This window comes from Streptomyces sp. NPDC087845, from assembly GCF_044742755.1.
GTDB lineage: Bacteria > Actinomycetota > Actinomycetes > Streptomycetales > Streptomycetaceae > Streptomyces.
In genome coordinates this window covers 95,484-113,184 of the sequence record NZ_JBIUVC010000021.1, presented here as the reverse complement: position 1 = coordinate 113,184, position 17,701 = coordinate 95,484, and the positions used below count along the sequence as shown (strand labels likewise).

Annotated in this window: 14 protein-coding genes, 2 pseudogenes and 1 riboswitch; of the genes and pseudogenes, 8 read left to right on the top strand and 8 right to left on the bottom strand. The window is 69.3% G+C overall.

Annotation, left to right across the window (positions count from 1 at the left end; translation table 11 throughout):
* Positions 1-51: 51 nt before the first annotated feature.
* Positions 52-606 (top strand): annotated as a pseudogene (locus ACIOMQ_RS35825) (D-Ala-D-Ala carboxypeptidase family metallohydrolase); the annotation flags it as partial.
* Positions 607-698: 92 nt separating this feature from the next.
* Here ACIOMQ_RS35825 and ACIOMQ_RS35820 read toward each other — a convergent pair.
* Positions 699-1,673 carry a helix-turn-helix domain-containing protein gene (locus tag ACIOMQ_RS35820; RefSeq protein WP_362200692.1) on the bottom strand — a complete coding sequence of 325 codons (975 nt, stop codon included), beginning with the start codon at positions 1,671-1,673 and terminating at the stop codon, positions 699-701.
* Between the two features lie 81 nt (positions 1,674-1,754).
* Between ACIOMQ_RS35820 and ACIOMQ_RS35815 the strand changes: the two genes are divergently transcribed.
* Complete coding sequence (locus ACIOMQ_RS35815; protein ID WP_362200695.1) at positions 1,755-1,967, top strand: hypothetical protein; 213 nt, start codon at positions 1,755-1,757, stop codon at positions 1,965-1,967.
* Between the two features lie 9 nt (positions 1,968-1,976).
* Here ACIOMQ_RS35815 and ACIOMQ_RS35810 read toward each other — a convergent pair whose 3' ends face one another.
* The 5 genes from ACIOMQ_RS35810 to ACIOMQ_RS35790 form a co-directional block, all read right to left on the bottom strand.
* Positions 1,977-2,996, bottom strand: a complete 1,020-nt coding sequence (locus ACIOMQ_RS35810) for a ribonucleotide-diphosphate reductase subunit beta (protein ID WP_362200698.1) — start codon at positions 2,994-2,996, stop codon at positions 1,977-1,979.
* Complete coding sequence (locus ACIOMQ_RS35805; RefSeq protein WP_401938282.1) at positions 2,996-5,407, bottom strand: ribonucleoside-diphosphate reductase subunit alpha; 2,412 nt, start codon at positions 5,405-5,407, stop codon at positions 2,996-2,998. Before ACIOMQ_RS35805 ends, ACIOMQ_RS35810 begins: the two co-directional genes overlap by 1 nt.
* A 138-nt stretch (positions 5,408-5,545) precedes the next feature.
* Positions 5,546-5,677, bottom strand: a riboswitch (cobalamin riboswitch).
* 175 nt (positions 5,678-5,852) lie between these two features.
* Positions 5,853-7,487 (bottom strand): monocarboxylate uptake permease MctP, encoded by a 1,635-nt coding sequence (gene mctP / locus ACIOMQ_RS35800; RefSeq protein WP_401938285.1) that lies wholly within the window; start codon positions 7,485-7,487, stop codon positions 5,853-5,855.
* Entirely contained in the window at positions 7,484-7,690 is a 207-nt protein-coding gene (locus ACIOMQ_RS35795) for a DUF3311 domain-containing protein (RefSeq protein WP_401938287.1), read from the bottom strand. The genes mctP and ACIOMQ_RS35795 overlap by 4 nt, the downstream gene beginning before the upstream one ends.
* A gap of 333 nt (positions 7,691-8,023) precedes the next feature.
* Positions 8,024-8,788, bottom strand: coding sequence for a GntR family transcriptional regulator (locus ACIOMQ_RS35790; RefSeq protein WP_362200975.1), 765 nt, complete (start codon positions 8,786-8,788; stop codon positions 8,024-8,026).
* A 277-nt stretch (positions 8,789-9,065) separates the two neighbouring features.
* Here ACIOMQ_RS35790 and ACIOMQ_RS35785 point away from each other — a divergent pair, with 277 nt between their 5' ends.
* From ACIOMQ_RS35785 to ACIOMQ_RS35770, 4 genes are all read left to right on the top strand, one after another.
* Positions 9,066-10,367 carry a sugar ABC transporter substrate-binding protein gene (locus ACIOMQ_RS35785; RefSeq protein WP_362200711.1) on the top strand — a complete coding sequence of 434 codons (1,302 nt, stop codon included), beginning with the start codon at positions 9,066-9,068 and terminating at the stop codon, positions 10,365-10,367.
* A 133-nt stretch (positions 10,368-10,500) separates the two neighbouring features.
* A complete protein-coding gene (locus ACIOMQ_RS35780; RefSeq protein ID WP_362200714.1) occupies positions 10,501-11,496 on the top strand; it encodes a sugar ABC transporter permease in 996 nt (331 codons plus the stop codon).
* Entirely contained in the window at positions 11,493-12,350 is an 858-nt protein-coding gene (locus ACIOMQ_RS35775; protein ID WP_351200973.1) for a carbohydrate ABC transporter permease, read from the top strand. Before ACIOMQ_RS35780 ends, ACIOMQ_RS35775 begins: the two co-directional genes overlap by 4 nt.
* A 9-nt stretch (positions 12,351-12,359) precedes the next feature.
* Positions 12,360-13,901, top strand: a complete 1,542-nt coding sequence (locus ACIOMQ_RS35770) for a glycoside hydrolase family 3 protein (protein WP_401985370.1) — start codon at positions 12,360-12,362, stop codon at positions 13,899-13,901.
* Positions 13,902-14,096: 195 nt separating this feature from the next.
* Here ACIOMQ_RS35770 and nagB read toward each other — a convergent pair whose 3' ends face one another.
* Positions 14,097-14,882 (bottom strand): glucosamine-6-phosphate deaminase, encoded by a 786-nt coding sequence (gene nagB / locus ACIOMQ_RS35765; protein ID WP_362200723.1) that lies wholly within the window; start codon positions 14,880-14,882, stop codon positions 14,097-14,099.
* 247 nt (positions 14,883-15,129) lie between these two features.
* Here nagB and ACIOMQ_RS35760 point away from each other — a divergent pair.
* Together ACIOMQ_RS35760 and ACIOMQ_RS35755 are read left to right on the top strand one after the other, a co-directional pair.
* A pseudogene (locus tag ACIOMQ_RS35760) lies at positions 15,130-15,330 on the top strand (glucosamine-6-phosphate deaminase); the annotation flags it as partial.
* A 407-nt stretch (positions 15,331-15,737) separates the two neighbouring features.
* Positions 15,738-17,204: a sensor histidine kinase gene (locus ACIOMQ_RS35755; RefSeq protein WP_401754101.1), complete on the top strand. Its 1,467-nt coding sequence runs from the start codon at positions 15,738-15,740 to the stop codon at positions 17,202-17,204.
* Between the two features lie 179 nt (positions 17,205-17,383).
* Here the strand turns inward: ACIOMQ_RS35755 and ACIOMQ_RS35750 are convergent, their stop codons facing one another.
* Positions 17,384-17,641, bottom strand: a complete 258-nt coding sequence (locus ACIOMQ_RS35750) for a WhiB family transcriptional regulator (RefSeq protein ID WP_003953983.1) — start codon at positions 17,639-17,641, stop codon at positions 17,384-17,386.
* Positions 17,642-17,701 lie beyond the last annotated feature (60 nt).

The window sequence follows — 17,701 nt, the reverse complement described above, 5'->3', positions numbered from 1 at the left end:
CGCCGGTTTCCGCCCTGCCGGTTTCCGCCCCTGGTTTCCGTCCGCCGACCGCCGTCCTCCGGTTCCGTGCTCGCCGTCGACGGCTCCTACGGGCCGGCCACCACCGCCGCCGTCAAGCGCTTCCAGGCCGCCTACGGCCTCGCCGCCGACGGCATCGCGGGCCCGGCCACCCAGGCCGAGATCTATTCGCTCCAGGACAACGACTGCACCCCGGTCCACTTCACGTACGCCGAGCACAACCAGTGCAACACGACCTGGGCGGGCGGTGCCGTGGCGGCGGGCACGGCGAAGGCCAACGCCCTGAGCACCATGTGGAAGCCGGAGGCGCTGCGGCACGCGCTCGGCGACCAGTCGATCCGGATCACCAGCGGCTTCCGCTCCACCTCCTGCAACAGTGCGGTCGGCGGCGCGTCCAACAGCCGTCATCTGTACGGGGACGCGGCCGACCTGGGCGCCGGACCGCACGCGCTCTGCACCCTCGCCAAGGAGGCCCGCGACCACGGCTTCAACGGGATCCCCGGCCCCGGCTACCCGGACCACGGCGACCACGTCCACGTCAACCAGGGGCCCAGCCACCACTGGTCGGCGCCGGACTGCGGCATCTGACACACGAGGGCCCGGTACGCCGGCCAGTCCGGACCGGCATACCGGGGGCTTGTCCGGTGGGGCGGGCGATCGGGCCTCAAGTCCGTTGTGGATCAGGCGACTTCGGTCGTTGCGGCCGGCCCGCGGAAGGTGCGGCGGTAGGCGTTCGGCGTGGTGCCCAACGACCGTACGAACTGATGGCGCAGTGCGGCGGCCGTTCCGAAGCCGGTGCGCCCGGCGATCGTGTCCACCGTTTCGTCGGATGTCTCCAGGAGGTGCTGCGCCAGCAGCACCCGCTGGCGGAGCAGCCAGCGGTACGGAGTGGTGCCCGTCTCCTGCTGGAAGCGGCGGGCGAAGGTGCGCGGTGACATGTGTGCCTGGGCGGCCAGCTGCTCGACGGTCATCTCCTGGTCGAGGTGGCGCTCCATCCAGACCAGCGTCTCGCCGACCGTGTCGCACCGGGTGCGGGGGAGCGGCCGCTTGATGTACTGCGCCTGCCCGCCGTCCCGGTGCGGTGGGACCACCATGCGGCGGGCGATCGCGTTGGCGACACCGGGGCCGTAGGCCTGCCGGACCAGATGCAGACAGGCGTCGATCCCGGCCGCCGTGCCCGCCGAGGTGATGACCGGGCCCTCGTCCACGTACAGCACATCGGGTTCGACGACCGCGCGCGGGAAGCGGCGGGCCAGCTCTCCGGCGTGGCGCCAGTGGGTGGTGCAGCGGCGCCCGTCCAGGAGTCCCGCCGCGCCGAGTACGTACGCGCCGGAGCAGACGCTCAGCACGCGCGCGCCCCGGTCCACGGCCCGGCGCAGGGCGTCGAGGATCTCCTCGGGGTAGTCCCGCTCGATGAAGTGGCTGCCCGCGGGTACGGCGATGAGGTCGGCCTCCTCCAGGCGGTCGAGGCCGTGCGGCGTACCGATGGTGAACCCGGCATGGGTCCGCAGCACCGGGCCCTCGGCGGAGACCACGGCGAAATCGTGGACCGGCAGGCCCTCGTCGCTGCGGTCGAGTCCGAAGACCTCGCACAGCACACCCAGCTCGAAGGGGTGGACCTCGTCGAGCAGCAGGGCGGCGACATTGTTCAGCATGGCGCCAGTGTGGCAGTAATTCGATGTTCCATGACAGTCCTGCCACTGCCGGATCCCGTCCGCGCGGACGAGAGTGGAGCCATGAACGCAATCGAGAACGTCCTGGGCATAGCCGTACTCTTCGCTCTCTTCCTGGTGCCCACCCTGCTCGGACTCTTCCGGGAACGCCGCATCGACCGCCAGTTGCGGGAGGCGGAACGGGCGCGGGGGGACGCGCCCCCGGAAACGGCGGACGCCGCGCAGCCGGTCACGGCCACGCGGCGTCCCTACCTCAGAAGCTGGGCCAGGATCTAGCCGGTCCGACTAGAAGTCGTCGTCGAAGGCGACCGAGCCCTCCACCGCCACCTGGTAAGCGGACGGCCGGCGCTCGAAGAAGTTCGTCAGCTCCTGCACGCCCTGCAGCTCCATGAACGAGAACGGGTTCTCGGAGCCGTAGACCGCCGGGAAACCCAGCCGGGTGAGCCGCTGGTCGGCCACGCACTCCAGGTACTGCCGCATCGACTCCGTGTTCATGCCCGGCAGGCCGTCACCGCACAGATCGCGGCCGAACTGCAGCTCCGCGGCCACGGCCTCCTTCAGCATGTCGGTGACCTGCTGCTGGAGCTCGTCGTCGAAGAGGTCCGGCTCCTCCTTGCGGACGGTGTCCACGACCTCGAACGCGAAGTTCATGTGCATCGTCTCGTCACGGAACACCCAGTTGGTGCCCGTGGCGAGGCCGTGCAGCAGCCCCCGCGAGCGGAACCAGTAGACGTACGCGAACGCGCCGTAGAAGAACAGCCCCTCGATGCACGCCGCGAAGCAGATCAGGTTCAGCAGGAAGCGACGGCGGTCGGCCTTCGTCTCCAGCCGCTCGATCTTCTCGACCGAATCCATCCACTTGAAGCAGAACTGTGCCTTCTCACGGATCGAGGGGATCTCCTCGACCGCGTCGAACGCGGCGGCACGGTCGTCCGGGTCGGGCAGATAGGTGTCCAGCAGCGTCAGATAGAACTGGACGTGCACGGCCTCCTCGAAGAGCTGCCGCGAGAGGTACAGCCGCGCCTCGGGGGAGTTGATGTGCTTGTACAGCGTCAGCACGAGGTTGTTGGAGACGATCGAGTCACCCGTCGCGAAGAACGCGACGAGCCGGCCGATCATGTGCTGCTCGCCGGGGGACAGCTTGGCGAGGTCGGCGACGTCGGAGTGGAGGTCGACCTCCTCGACCGTCCACGTGTTCTTGATCGCGTCGCGGTAGCGCTCGTAGAAGTCCGGGTAACGCATGGGGCGCAGAGTCAGTTCGAAGCCCGGGTCGAGCAGGTTCTTCTCGGATTTGGTGGAGCTCATTACTGGCAGGCCTCGCAGGACTCGGGGTTTTCGAGGGAGCAGGCGATCGCGTCCGCGTCGGGCGCCGAAGCCTGCTGTACGGGAATGGGGGCGGCGGCCGCGGCCTGGCCGGAGGCCGCGCGGGCGATCCGGGTCGCCGGGCGCGAGCGCAGGTAGTACGTCGTCTTCAGCCCCTGCTTCCAGGCGTACGCGTACATCGAGGAGAGCTTGCCGATCGTCGGCGTCTCCAGGAACAGGTTCAGCGACTGGCTCTGGTCGAGGAACGGCGTACGGGCCGCCGCCATGTCGATCAGACCGCGCTGCGGGATCTCCCACGCCGTGCGGTAGAGCGCCCGCACGTCCGCCGGGATCCAGGCGAAGCCCTGCACGGAGCCGCTCGCCTCGCGCAGCGCCTCGCGGGTCCGCGCGTCCCACACGCCGAGCCGCTTCAGTTCCTCCACCAGATACGCGTTGACCTGGAGGAACTCACCGCTGAGCGTCTCGCGCTTGAAGAGGTTGGAGACCTGCGGCTCGATGCACTCGTACACCCCCGCGATCGAGGCGATCGTCGCCGTCGGCGCGATGGCGAGCAGCAGCGAGTTGCGCATCCCGGTCCGTGCGATCCGGGCACGCAGCGCGTCCCAGCGCTCCGGCCAGTTCAGCTCGGTGTCGTAGTGGTCGGGGTGCAGCACACCGCGCGCGGCACGCGTCTCGGACCAGGCCGGCAGCGGGCCCGACCGCTCGGCGAGCTCGCAGGACGCCTCGTACGCCGCGAGCATGATCCGCTCGGAGATCTTCGTGGAGAGCGCGCGGGCCTCGGGGGAGTCGAACGGCAGCCTCAGCTGGAAGAAGACGTCCTGCAGGCCCATGGCCCCGAGGCCGACCGGGCGCCACTTCGCGTTGGAACGGCCGGCCTGCTCGGTCGGGTAGAAGTTGATGTCGACGACCCGGTCGAGGAAGGTCACGGCGGTACGGACGGTGGCGTCCAGCCGCTCCCAGTCGATGGAGCCGTCGGCGACGAACGCGCCCAGGTTGACCGAACCCAGGTTGCAGACGGCCGTCTCGCCGTCGTCGGTGACTTCGAGGATCTCGGTGCACAGGTTCGACGAGTGGACGACGCGGCCCGGCTCGGCGGTCTGGTTCGCGGTCCGGTTGGAGGCGTCCTTGAACGTCATCCAGCCCTGGCCGGTCTGCGCGAGGGTGCGCATCATCCGGCCGTACAGCTCACGGGCCGGCATCGACTTGCGGGCCAGCCCCTTGGCCTCGGCGGCCCGGTACGCGGCGTCGAACTCGTCGCCCCACAGGTCGACCAGCTCGGGCACGTCGGCGGGCGAGAACAGCGACCAGTCGCCGTCCGCGTCGACCCGGCGCATGAACTCGTCCGGGATCCAGTGCGCCAGGTTGAGGTTGTGCGTACGCCGCTGGTCCTCGCCCGTGTTGTCGCGCAGCTCCAGGAACTCCTCGACGTCCGCGTGCCAGGTCTCCAGGTAGACGGCGGCAGCGCCCTTGCGGCGGCCACCCTGGTTGACCGCGGCGACGGAGGCGTCGAGCGTCTTCAGGAACGGCACGATGCCGTTGGAGTGCCCGTTGGTGCCGCGGATCAGCGAACCGCGGGCGCGGATGCGGGAGTACGAGAGACCGATGCCGCCCGCGTGCTTGGAGAGCCGCGCCACCTGGTGGTAGCGGTCGTAGATCGAGTCGAGCTCGTCGAGCGGGGAGTCCAGCAGATAGCAGGAGGACATCTGCGGGTGGCGGGTGCCGGAGTTGAACAGGGTCGGCGAGGACGGCAGGTAGTCGAGCCGGCTCATCAGCCCGTACAGCGCCGCGACTTCGTCCAGGGCGCGCTGCGAGTCGTCCTCGGCGAGCCCGGCCGCCACGCGCAGCATGAAGTGCTGGGGCGTCTCGATGACCTGGCGGGTGTGCGGGTGGCGCAGCAGGTAGCGGCTGTGCAGGGTCCGCAGCCCGAAGTAGCCGAAGCGGTCGTCGGCGCCGTCGGCGAGCGAACGCTCCACCAGCGCGTCGAGGGCCGCCGCGTGCAGCGCGACGAACGCGGCCGTACGGTCCGCGATCAGTCCCTCGCGATGCCCGACGGCGACCGAGGCGGAGAAGGAGACCGCGCCCTGTCCGGCCGCCTCGTCCGCGACGGTGCGGGTCAGGAGCCGGGCGGCGAGCCGGGAGTAGGCGGGGTCCTCGGAGATCAGCCCCGCGGCGGCTTCGGTGGCCAGCGACCGCAGCTCGGCCTCGTCCGCCCGGGCGCTGCGGCCGCGCAGCGCGGCGGCGGCGACGCGACCGGGGTCGGTGTCGGGCAGATCGGCGGTGAGGTCGGTCAGGGTCCGCAGCAGCGCGGTCCCCGGTCCGTCGGATGCGGTCGCCTCGGACTCGACTGCTTCGGACAGGGCGACTGAAGCCGGATCGGCTGGCGCGATGGTCACGTGGTGCTCTCCCTCGCTCGGCTCGGGGCCGGCGGGGAACGGGGCAGCCGGGCAGAGGCGGGCCCGGGGCAGGGCAGTACTCCACTCGGCGTCCACCGGCCCATCCGCGAGGCCCGGACGTCTGGCATCCGGTTCGGTCGAGCCGGATGCGCTGCCGGCAGGTCCTCGGACTCACTCGGGGGTGCGCAAAAGCACACCGAACACACCGTTGCGGGACAGTTCCGGATTCGCACCGGATTCCCCTGCGGCGACAGCGAGGATGAGCATACATGTGGGGGCCGCCCGATGAGGCAGCCCCCACATGTTGTGTCGCGCAACAGAACTCGGACCCGGAGAACGGGCTCTGCGGCCCTCTTGCGGGCCGCGGGACCCCGACCGTGCGGACGGCCCGCCGCGCCCCGCTGGAGGGGCTCGACGGGCCGTCCGCACGGTATCGGCGCGGCCGTCAGTGGCCGCCGGGAGCCCCGGCCGTGGCCGGCGGGAGCTCCACCTGGACGCCCAGGTCGCCGGCGTCGGCCGTGTAGTCGGCCGGAGAGGTCTCGTCGACCCCGGCGGGCGCCTTCACGGCGTTCAGGACGAAGGTGAGCACCACCGTCACCACCACGTTCAGCACGAATGCCGTCAGACCGATGTACCCGATCTCACCGATCCCCGGGATCTCCTTGGACGACCCGCCGAAGTGCGCCTGGGTCGGGCTCGCGACGCCGTACGCGGCCACCGTCCCGTACACCATGCCGACCGCCCAGCCCGCGAGCAGCGCCCAGCGGTGGAACCAGCAGGTGAACAGGCCGCCGACCAGGGCCGGCATCGTCTGGAGGATCCAGATCCCACCGAGCAGCTGGAAGTTGATCGCGACCGTCTTGTCCATGGTGAGGACGAAGGCGAGCGCGCCGACCTTCACCAGCAGCGACACCAGCTTGGAGACCTTGGTCTCCTGCTCGGGGGTCGCGTCCGGTTTCAGGAAGTCCTTGTAGATGTTGCGGGTGAAGAGGTTCGCCGCGGCGATCGACATGATCGCGGCGGGCACCAGCGCGCCGATGCCGATGGCGGCGAACGCGACGCCCGCGAACCAGTCCGGGAACATGTCCTCGAACAGTTGCGGGATGGCCAACTGCCCGTTGTCCACCTTGATCCCGGCGGCGATCGCCATGAAGCCGAGCAGCGCCAGCAGACCCAGCATCAGCGAGTACAGCGGCAGGATCGTGGTGTTGCGCCGGATCACGTTGCGGCTGCGGCTGGAGAGCGTCGCCGTGATCGAGTGCGGATACATGAAGAGCGCCAGCGCCGAGCCCAGCGCCAGGGTCGCGTAGCCCCACTGGCCCGCCTCGCCGGGCGCGAGTCCGGCCACCGGTTTGCCGGCCGCCGCGTTCTTCTGCGAGAACGCCTCGCCCGCCTTGGCGAAGATGTCGTCGAAGCCCCCGAGTTTGATCGGGATGTAGATGATCGCCACCGCGATGACCAGATAGATCAGCCCGTCCTTGACGAACGCGATCAGCGCGGGCGCCCGCAGGCCGGACGAGTAGGTGTACGCGGCGAGCACCGCGAACGCGATCAGCAGCGGCAGGTCCTTGACGAACCAGTGGGTGTTCTCGCCGCCGCCGACTCCCATCACGTCCAGCACCGCCTGGATGCCGACGAGTTGGAGTGCGATGTACGGCATCGTGGCGAGGATGCCCGTGACGGCGACCGCCAGCGACAGCCCCTTCGAGCCGAAGCGCCCGCGGACGAAGTCCGAGGTGGTCACGTACCCGTGCTTGTGCGAGACCGACCAGAGCCGCGGCAGGAAGGTGAAGATCAGCGGGTACACGAGGATCGTGTACGGCACGGCGAAGAAGCCGGCCGCGCCCGCCGCGTAGATCGCCGCGGGAACGGCGACGAAGGTGTACGCGGTGTACAGGTCGCCGCCGAGCAGGAACCAGGTGACCCAGGTCCCGAACGACCGTCCGCCCAGGCCCCATTCGTCGAGACTCGCGTCGTTCTCGGCCTTCCGCCAGCGTGCCGCCAGGAAGCCCATGACCGTGACGGCCAGGAAGAAGAAGATGAAGACGCCGAGCGCGACGCCGTTCACGCCGTCCTTCATGCCGACGCACCCCCCTTGCGGGCGCGCTGGTCACGCTGCCACAGCTTGTACGCGAGCATCGTGAGCGCGGTGGAGATCAGCACCCAGAGCATCTGGTACCAGTAGAAGAACGGAATACCGATGAAGGAGGGGTCCACCTTCGCGTACGAACTCACCCAGAGCATCGCCACGAACGGCGCAATGAGACAGAGGGCGATGACCACCCGTACAGGTGTGACGGTGGGTGGATTCTCTGCTGGGTCTGCTGGGTCTGCTGGGTCTGCTGGCATGTGGCGACTCCGTCCCCTCGCTGATCACCTGGTGTAATGCGCAGGAAATCTAGGGGAGGAATCCGGTCACCGTCACCCCCCGTCCGCATTGCGGTCCGGAAACGGTCCCGCGAATGGGCGTGAATGTTCGAAATGGTTTCAAGTGTACGGAACTTGGTCCGGACCGGGGCACGCGAACGGCCCCCGTGGAGTGCTGGATCCCACGAGGGCCGAGGCGGTTGTACGGAGAGGGCGGTGGCCGGAAACGGTTGGTCGCCGCGCCGGGGATCAGTCCGTCGGCCGCTTCAGGCGCGCCACGAACTTGTACCGGTCACCGCGGTAGACCGAGCGCACCCACTCCACCGGCTCGCCCCGGCCGTCGAGCGAGTGCCGGGACAGCATCAGCATCGGCAGGCCCACGTCGGTGCCGAGCAGTCCGGCCTCGCGCGGGGTGGCCAGCGAGGTCTCGATGGTCTCCTCGGCCTCGGCCAGCCGTACGTCGTACACCTCCGCCAGTGCGGTGTAGAGGGAGGTGTACTTCACCAGTGAACGGCGCAGCGCGGGAAAGCGTTTGGCCGAAAGGTGCGTGGTCTCGATCGCCATCGGCTCCCCGCTGGCGAGCCGCAGCCGCTCGATCCGCAGCACGCGGCCGCCGGCCGTGATGTCGAGCAGTCCGGCGAGTGTGTCGTCGGCCGTGACATAGCCGATGTCCAGCAACTGGGACGTCGGTTCGAGCCCCTGGGCGCGCATGTCCTCGGTGTACGAGGTGAGTTGCAGGGCCTGGGAGACCTTCGGTTTGGCGACGAAGGTGCCCTTGCCCTGGATGCGCTCCAACCGGCCCTCGACGACCAGCTCCTGGAGCGCCTGGCGCACGGTCGTGCGCGAGGTGTCGAACTCGGCGGCCAGGGTCCGCTCCGGCGGCACGGGTGTGCCCGGCGGCATGGTGTCCGTCATGTCGAGGAGATGTCGCTTCAGCCGGTAGTACTTGGGGACGCGCGCCGTCCGTGTGGCCGCGCCCGTCTCGTTCTCCGTACTGCCCCCGTCGGCACCCATGGCCCGCCTTCCCGACTGCTGCGTTGCTGCCGTCACCGGCTCCTCCGTCTGTCGCGGCTCACATGGTGGCACGGTCCGGTCACGGCTCGTCGCCCTCCCTCAGGTGTCGGTCCTATAACGGACGCGAGTGCACTTCTTATACACCCTTGACACCCCAAAAGGTCTAGGCCAAGCTCCCGGTACTGGTCTAAACCATTAAAGACCAGGTCCCAGCCCCAGCAGTACTCGTCGACGGTCTTCGCGGGGGAGGGGTTGCAGCATCCCTGAGGAGGGTGGCGTGAAGCGCAAGCTCATCGCGGCGATCGGCGTCGCGGGCATGTTGGTTTCGATCGCAGCGTGTGGTTCGGACGACGACAAGACTTCGTCCAAGGACCCGAAGGACCGCAAGGAGACGCTCACCGTCTGGCTGATGTCGGACGCGCAGAGCACCTGGCCCGAGCTGGTCAAGGATGTCAACAGCCAGTTCAAGGCGAAGTATCCCAACGTCAAGGTCAACGTCCAGTACCAGACCTGGGCGGACAAGGCCAAGAAGCTCGACGCCGCTCTGGCCGGTGACAAGTTCCCGGACGTCGTCGAGCTCGGCAACACCGAGACCATGACGTACATCCTCAACGGGGCCCTCGGGGAGATCGACCCGAAGAAGTACGAGAACTCGGACACCTGGATCAAGGGTCTGAAGGACACCTGCGCCTTCGAGGGCAAGCAGTACTGCGTGCCCTACTACGCGGGCGCCCGCGTGGCGATCTACAACAAGGACATGTTCAAGGCCGGCACCGGCAAGGACACCCTCCCCGCCACGCAGGACGAGCTGACCGCCGCCCTCGACAAGATCGGTGCGAAGTACGGCAAGGACAAGGCGTTCTCGCCGCTGTACCTGCCGGGTCGGTACTGGTACGCCGCGATGTCCTACGTCGCTGCCGAGGGCGGCCAGATAGCCAAGTACGACGAGGGCAAGAAGGAGTGGAAGTCCACCCTCTCCACCCCCGAGGCCCAGAAGGGCATCACCGACTTCGTCGAGCTGGTCAAGAAGTACAACCACGGGGACAAGACCAAGGACGAGGCGGACCACGCCAACGTCATGGCCAACGAGAAGACCGCGCTTCTCTACGGCAACGGCTGGGAGGCCGGAAGCGTCGTCGACTCCAAGGCGAACGGCAACCCGAAGCTGGAAGGCAAGATCGCCACCGCCGGTATGCCCGGCCCGAACGGCAAGGCCCTCCCCTCCTTCATCGGCGGCTCCGACCTGGCCACCATCTCCAAGTCCAAGATCCAGGACCTTGGCGAGGAGTGGATCTCGATGTTCACCAGCGAGAAGTCCGAAGAGGTGCTCGCCTCCAAGAACATCCTCCCGAACAACACCAAGCAGCTTGAGCCGCTGAAGGCCAAGCCGGAGACCGCGGCCATCGCCAACGCCGTGCCGGACGCCTGGTTCACCCCGATCGCCCCGGGCTGGACGGCGATCGAGAAGAAGGAAACGCTCGAAGTCATGCTGCTCGACATCATCAAGGGCAAGTCGGTCGCGGACGCCACCAAGGCGGCCGACGCGGAGATCGACTCGATGATCAACAAGGACTCCTGAGCCTCCGTCTCACGGAATCCGAGCCGGTGGACTCCTGAACCAGCGGCTCCAGTGATCATTCGCGGGGGTGGCGATCCGAAAGGAACCGCCGCCCCCGCCCCCCGGTACCAGGTCCGAACGGAAGGCCAGCACAGTGAGTGCCGCCGATATGAAAGCAGCCGACCCGCCGGTGTCCGTCCCGCGGGCCCCTGAGGGGACGCAACCTCAGCCTGCGAAGAACGTGAACCGTCCACCGCGGAAGGCCGGCGCTCTGCTGCCGTACCTCCTGATAGCTCCGGCGTTCATCGCGATCGCCGCTGTGTTCGTCTGGCCCTTCATCAAGACGGTCATCATGTCCTTCCAGGACGTGGGCCGCCGGGAGCTGTGGTCGGGACAGGCCGCTCCCTGGGTGGGTTTCGACCAGTTCACCAACATCCTGGGCGACGGCGAGTTCTGGGACGTCGTCTGGCGGACCATCATCTTCATGGCCGTCTGCGTCGCCGCGACCATGGCCGGCGGCCTGGGCCTCTCCATGCTCATGCAGCGGATGGCCACATGGGTACGGCTCCTGCTGACCGCCGCACTGGTCGCTGCCTGGTCCATGCCCCTCCTCGTGGCCACCTCCATCTTCCGGTGGTTCGCGGACTCCGACTACGGCGTCCTGAACATGGTGCTGAGCAAGTACCTCGGGATCGACGCGCAGGGGCACAACTGGTTCCTCGACCCGAAGCAGGGCTTCGTCATCATCGGAGCGGTCGTGGTCTGGGGGGCCATCCCCTTCGTCTCCGTGACCCTGTACGCCGCGCTGACCCAGGTTCCCAAGGAGCTCGAAGAAGCCGCCTCGCTCGACGGAGCCGGCACCTTCGGCGTCTTCCGCTACGTCACCTGGCCCGTCATCAAGCCGGTCTTCCAGATGGTCGCCACCCTGTCCGTGCTCTGGGACTTCAATGTCTTCGGCCAGATCTTCCTGATGCGCGGCAACAAGCCGGAACCCGAGTACTCCGTTCTCGGCATCTACTCGTTCGAGAAGGCATTCGAGTCCAACTCGTTCAGCCAGGGCGCCGCCATCTCACTCATCACGGTCCTGCTGCTGTCCGGCGTCGCCGTGTACTACCTGCGCCAGCTGCTCAAGATCGGAGAGGTCGAGTGAGTACCTCCACGCCTCAGGTCCTCCGCCCGGACCGCAAGAAGAGCCGCATCGGCTACAACATCGCGGGTCTCGTCGCCTTCGTGCTCATGGCGTTCCCGGTCTACTGGCTGGTTGTCAGCTCCCTGCGGCCCAACGCCGAGATCCGCAGCTACGACCAGACGCTGTGGCCGACGTCGATCACCTTCGACAACTTCTCCCGGGCCATCAAGCAGCCGAACTTCGGCACGGCCATCGAATCCAGCCTCATCGTGTGCGGCGTCGCCGTCCTCGGCGGCATGCTGCTCGCCACGATCGCGGCCTTCGCCATCGGCCGGTTCCGGTTCCGCGGGCGCAAGTTCTTCATGATCGTGCTGCTCGTCGTCCAGCTGCTGCCGCCGACGGCCATGCTGATCCCCATCTACATCCAGCTCAACGACCTCGGTGGACTCAACGAGTACTGGGGCGTCATCGTCATCTACCTCGTCTCCACCCTGCCGTTCGCGACGTGGATGATCCGCGGCTTCGTGATCAACATTCCGCAGGAACTCGAAGAGTCGGCCATGGTCGACGGCTGCAGCCGGATGGGAGCGTTCTGGCGCGTCACCTTCCCCCTGCTGGCCCCCGGCCTCGCCGCCGCTTCCATCTTCTCGCTGATCACGGCCTGGAACGAATACCTGCTCGCCTACGTCGTCCTGCAGGACAACGACAAGTACACCCTCAACGTCTGGCTGATGAACTTCACCACTTCGCGAGGCATCGACTACGGCGCGCTGATGGCGGCTTCGACGCTGATCGCGATCCCGGTCGTGGCCTTCTTCCTGCTGGTGCAGAAGTACATGGCAACCGGCCTCACCTCCGGCGCCGTGAAGGGATAACGCTCCTCCATGACCACCTTGACATCCACCACGGACACCGTCACCCGCGACGCTCTCGCCGTGCTGCAGCCAGGATTCACCGGCACCACCGCCCCGGACTGGGTGCTGCGCCGGGTCGACGAAGGTCTCGCCTCCGTCGCCCTGTTCGGCCGCAACATCCGGACGGCCGAGCAGGTCGCCGCGCTCACCGCCCAGCTCAGGGCCGGGCGCGAGGACCTCCTCGTGGCGATCGACGAGGAGGGCGGTGACGTCACCCGGCTGGAGGTGCGCACCGGGTCCTCCTTCCCCGGCAACCTCGCGCTCGGCCACGTCGACGACGTGGCGCTGACCCGCGCGGTCGCCCAGGAGCTGGGGCGCCGGCTCGCGGAGTGCGGCGTCAACCTCAACTGGGCACCGTCCGCGGACGTCAACTCCAACCCGGGCAACCCGATCATCGGCGTACGGTCCTTCGGCGCCGACACCCAGCTCGTGGCCCGGCACACCGCCGCGTACATCGAGGGCCTCCAGGCCGCCGGAGTCGCCGCCTGCACCAAGCACTTCCCGGGGCACGGCGACACCGCGATCGACTCGCACCACGCGATGCCGCGCATCGACGTGGACCTGGAGACGCTGTACGCCCGAGAACTGGTGCCCTTCCGGGCGGCCGTCGCGGCGGGTTCCAAGTGCGTGATGAGCGCGCACATCCTGCTGCCGGCACTCGACCCGGACCGCCCCGCGACGGTGAGCCCGCAGATCCTCACCGGACTGCTGCGTGAAGAGCTGGGCTACGACGGCCTGATCGTCACCGACGCCGTGGAGATGCAGGCCATCGCCGGGACGTACGGCATCGAGCGCGGCTCCGTTCTCGCGATCGCCGCGGGGGCCGACGCCCTGTGCGTCGGTGGCGGGCTGGAGGACGACGGCACGGTGCAGCGGCTGCGCGACGCGCTGGTCGCGGCGGTACGCAGCGGTGAACTCGCCGAGGAGCGGCTCGCGGACGCGGCCGCACGGGTGCGTGCCCTCGCGTCCTGGACGCAGGGGGCCGCGAGGACCGGTTCGGGGCCGGGCGCGGCAGTGCAGGAGGGGACCGCCTCCGGCACCGGGATCGGTTCCGACATCGGCCTGGTCGCCGCCCGCCGCGCGGTGCGGGTGACGGGCTCCGCCGAGCCGCTGACCGGACCCGCCTATGTTGCCGCGTTCACCTCCGCGTCGAACATCGCGGTCGGCAACGAGACCCCCTGGGGCGTCGCCGCGGAGCTGGGCCGGCTGGTGCCGGGCACGGAGACCGACACGTACAGCAGCGAGACCGAGGAACCCGCGGCCGCCGTGCTGCGGGCCGCGGGGGAGCGGCGCGTCGTCGTGGTCGTCCGCGACGTCCACCGCCACGCCTGGATGGCCGAGGCCCTCGACGCCCTGGTGGCGGAGCGCCCCGACACGATCGTGGTCGAGATGGGCGTTCCGCAGGCGCCTCCCAGGGGCGCCCTGCACATCGCCACCCACGGCGCGGCCCGCGTCTGCGGCCTGGCGGCCGCGGAGATCATCGCCGGCGGTACGGGCGGCTCCCGGGCCTGACGGCAAGGCATGATGCGGCCCGGGGGTCCGCATCACGCCTGCCCGGCCCCCGGGCCGCCCCCGCGCCCGTCCGGTGCTTGAGACACCCGTCCACGCGTCCGCGCCTCCCCGCGGCGCAGGGCCCAACGGTTACGAGAGAGGGCCGGGGCACCCATCACGGGTGCCCCGGCCCTCTCTCCACGTCCGGGACGACGACTAGAGACCCTGCCACAGCGGCTTCGCCGCGTACGTGGCGCGGAAGTAGTCCGCCAGCCTCAGCTTCGACGCCGCGGCCTCGTCCACCACCACCGTCGCATGCGGATGCAGCTGCAGCGCGGACGCGGGCACGATCGAGGCCACCGGCCCCTCCACCGTCTGTGCCACGGCATCCGCCTTGCCCTCGCCGGTGGCGAGCAGGATCGGGTGGCGGGACTCCAGGATCGTGCCGATGCCCTGGGTGATCACGTGGTGCGGAACCTGCGAGATGTCGTTGCCGAAGAAGCGCGCGTTGTCGACCCGGGTCTGCTCGGTGAGCGTCTTGATCCGGGTACGCGACGCGAGCGAGGAGCACGGCTCGTTGAAGCCGATGTGCCCGTCGGTGCCGATGCCGAGGAGCTGCAGGTCCACCCCGCCGGCCTCGGCGAGCGCCTTGTCGTACGCCTGGCAGGCGGCCGGGATGTCCTCGGCGGAGCCGTCGGGGCCCATGAAGGACGCCTCGGACAGGCCGAGCGGTTCGACGACCTCGCGCAGCACCACGGAGCGGTAGGACTCGGGGTGGCCCGCCGGCAGCCCGACGTACTCGTCGAGCTGGCAGATGCGGGCGCGCGAGGCGTCCACGGCGCCGGAGCGGACCTTGGCCGCCAGCGCCTGGTAGATGGGCAGCGGAGTAGAGCCCGTGGCAACGCCGAGAAGGGCGTCGGGCTTGCGGCTCAGCAGGGCGCCGATGGACTCTGCGATGAGTTCGCCGCCTGCCTTGGCGTCCGGGACGATGACAACTTCCACGCGGGGCCTGCCGATCTGAGGAGTCGTATCAATATGTGGTATAGACCAATCGTGGTCCAATCTAGCAGAACCGGGTAACACGGGCACGGCCTGCCGTACCCGTCCCGGCCACACCCCGCAGGCGGCTGTCCGCATCCCCGTGGCCGACTGGGGCGAGCGGCGTTCCTGACCCCCCGGAACACCCCTGGGAGGCACTCGACGTGTCCGCCGCCCCTTCCGCCGGGGGAGCGGGCAGCCGGGGCGGATCATGGCCGGTGAGAGGGCCGAACAGCCCGCGGCGCTGCATCGCATCCCCGGCCGGGGCGCCCCCGGGATCCGCGAGGTGGCTGCCAAGATCGCGGCGAGGAAGCCGCGCTTCGTCCTCCTCGCGGCCCGTGGTGCGCCGGACGGCGCCGCGCTCTCGCCGCTCAAGATGGCGGCGTACGAGGTGGCGATCGCCCGCGGCCGGGACCCGGACGCCCTCCCGCGCGCCGGCCGGAGGTCACCGAGACCCGCCGACCCCGCCGGTCACGGGGGCGCGGAGCCCCCTGGAGACACCCGCGGGCCGCGGCGCCGGGACGGGACCCTCGGCCCGTCCGGCACCGCAGCCCGGAGTTGCTCGGCCGGCGGTGTGCGGTGCCCCCGGCCGGGGAGAGGTACCTGCGCGGTCAGGGCAGAGAGCGCGGGTACCTCGATCCGCTCTCCTGTGCGGGGAGAGCGGAAGCTCTGTCTTGAGCATTGTGGACTAGACCATTCGCCCCTGTCCATCCGTCGGAGCACCGCAATTTCCGGGGCTCCTCCCCCTTGCACGTACGGCCGGGTCATTCGGTTCGGAACCCGTACCCGTCCGCGGGTACGCTCGCACACGTGCCCTCCATGAACGACCTCGTCCGCCAGCACACAGCCCTCGGTGACACCGACCTGGAGTGGCTGCATCTGCTGGTGTCGGAGTGGCAGCTGCTCTCCGACCTCTCCTTCGCCGACCTCGTGCTGTGGGTCCCCACCCGCGACGGCACCCGCTACGTCTCCGTGGCCCAGATGCGGCCCAACACCGGCCCCACCTCCTACCAGGACGACATGGTCGGGCACCTGGTGCCGCGCGGCCGGCGCCCGCTGCTGGACGCGGCGCTGGACGAGGGCCGGATCGTGCGCGAGGGCGACCCGGAGTGGCGCGAGGAGGTCCCGGTCCGGGTCGAGTCCATCCCCGTACGCCGTGAGGGCCGGGTCCTCGGCGTCATCGCCCGCAACACCAACCTCCTGACGGTGCGGACGCCGTCCCGGCTGGAGCTCACCTATCTCCAGTCGGCCTCCGACCTGGCCCAGATGATCGCCGCCGGGTCCTTCCCGTTCCCCGGCCAGCAGGTCGACATGGACGCGTCGCCGCGCGTCGGCGACGGGCTGATCAGGCTCGACGCCGACGGAGTCGTCCAGTACGCCAGCCCCAACGGTCTCTCCGCGTACCACCGTCTCGGCCTCGCCTCCGATCTGGTCGGCCAGCACCTCGGCGGGATCACCGCCGAACTGGCCCCCTCCCGCGGCCCGGTTGACGAGGCACTGGTCAAACTCGCCAGCGGTTACGCGCCCCGCGAGTTCGAGGTCGAGTGCGCGGGCGGGGTGATCCAGCTCCGGGCGATCCCGCTCAAGCCCAAGGGGGTCCGGATCGGCTCCCTGGTCCTCCTCCGGGACGTCACGGAACTGCGCCGCCGCGAGCGGGAGTTGATCACCAAGGACGCCACCATCCGGGAGATCCACCACCGGGTGAAGAACAACCTCCAGACCGTCGCCGCCCTGTTGCGGCTCCAGGCCCGCCGGATGGACTCGGAGCAGGGCCGCGAGGCGCTCAACGAGGCGGTGCGGCGCGTCGGTTCGATCGCCATCGTCCATGAGACGCTGTCCCAGAATCTGGACGAGCGGGTGGAGTTCGACGAGATCGCCGACCGGGTCATCGCGATGGTCGCCGAGATCTCCCCGGGCAAGGTCACCTGCCGGCGCACGGGCCGCTTCGGCATACTCGATGCCGAAGTGGCCACACCGCTGGCGATGGTGCTCACCGAAGTCCTGCAGAACGCCCTGGAACACGCCTTCACCCTCGCCGAGTCCGGCACGGTGGAGGTGTCGGCGGTACGCGGTGGCTCCTCCGCCGAAGCGCGGCTGCTGATCACCGTTCAGGACGACGGCTGCGGTCTGCCCGAGGGTTTCGACCCGCAGCGCGCCGGCAATCTGGGGCTCCAGATCGTGAGAACGCTGGTGGAGGGCGAGTTGGGCGGGACCTTCGGGATGGTCCCGGCCCCCGAGCGAGGCACCCGGGTCGTCCTCGACATCCCGGTCCGCACCGCGAAGTAGCCCCGGCGGCCGGTCGTCGGCCGGAACGAGCACAGCAGTGAGCCCGGACCGTGATCACGGTCCGGGCTCACTGTTCAAGCGTGCGCTTCGGGGGTACTGCGCGCTGCGACTCGGGGGGCGGGGTTGTGCGTACGCTCTGTACGCGCCGCCTGGCTGAGGCTCGTAGCGGTGGCGTCGGATCAGGCGCTGGCGTTACGCGCCCGGTTGCGAGCTGCACGGCGCTTCATTGCGCGGCGCTCGTCCTCGCTGAGGCCACCCCAGACGCCGGAGTCCTGGCCGGACTCGAGCGCCCACTGCAGGCACTGCTCCATGACGGGGCAGCGGCGGCAGACGGCCTTGGCTTCCTCGATCTGCAGCAGCGCAGGACCGGTGTTGCCGATGGGGAAGAACAGCTCGGGGTCTTCCTCACGACAAACGGCGTTGTGACGCCAGTCCATGGCTGCTACCTCTCCTTGGTATTACATACTGGTGCTTGTGAATGTGAACGCTTTCACGAA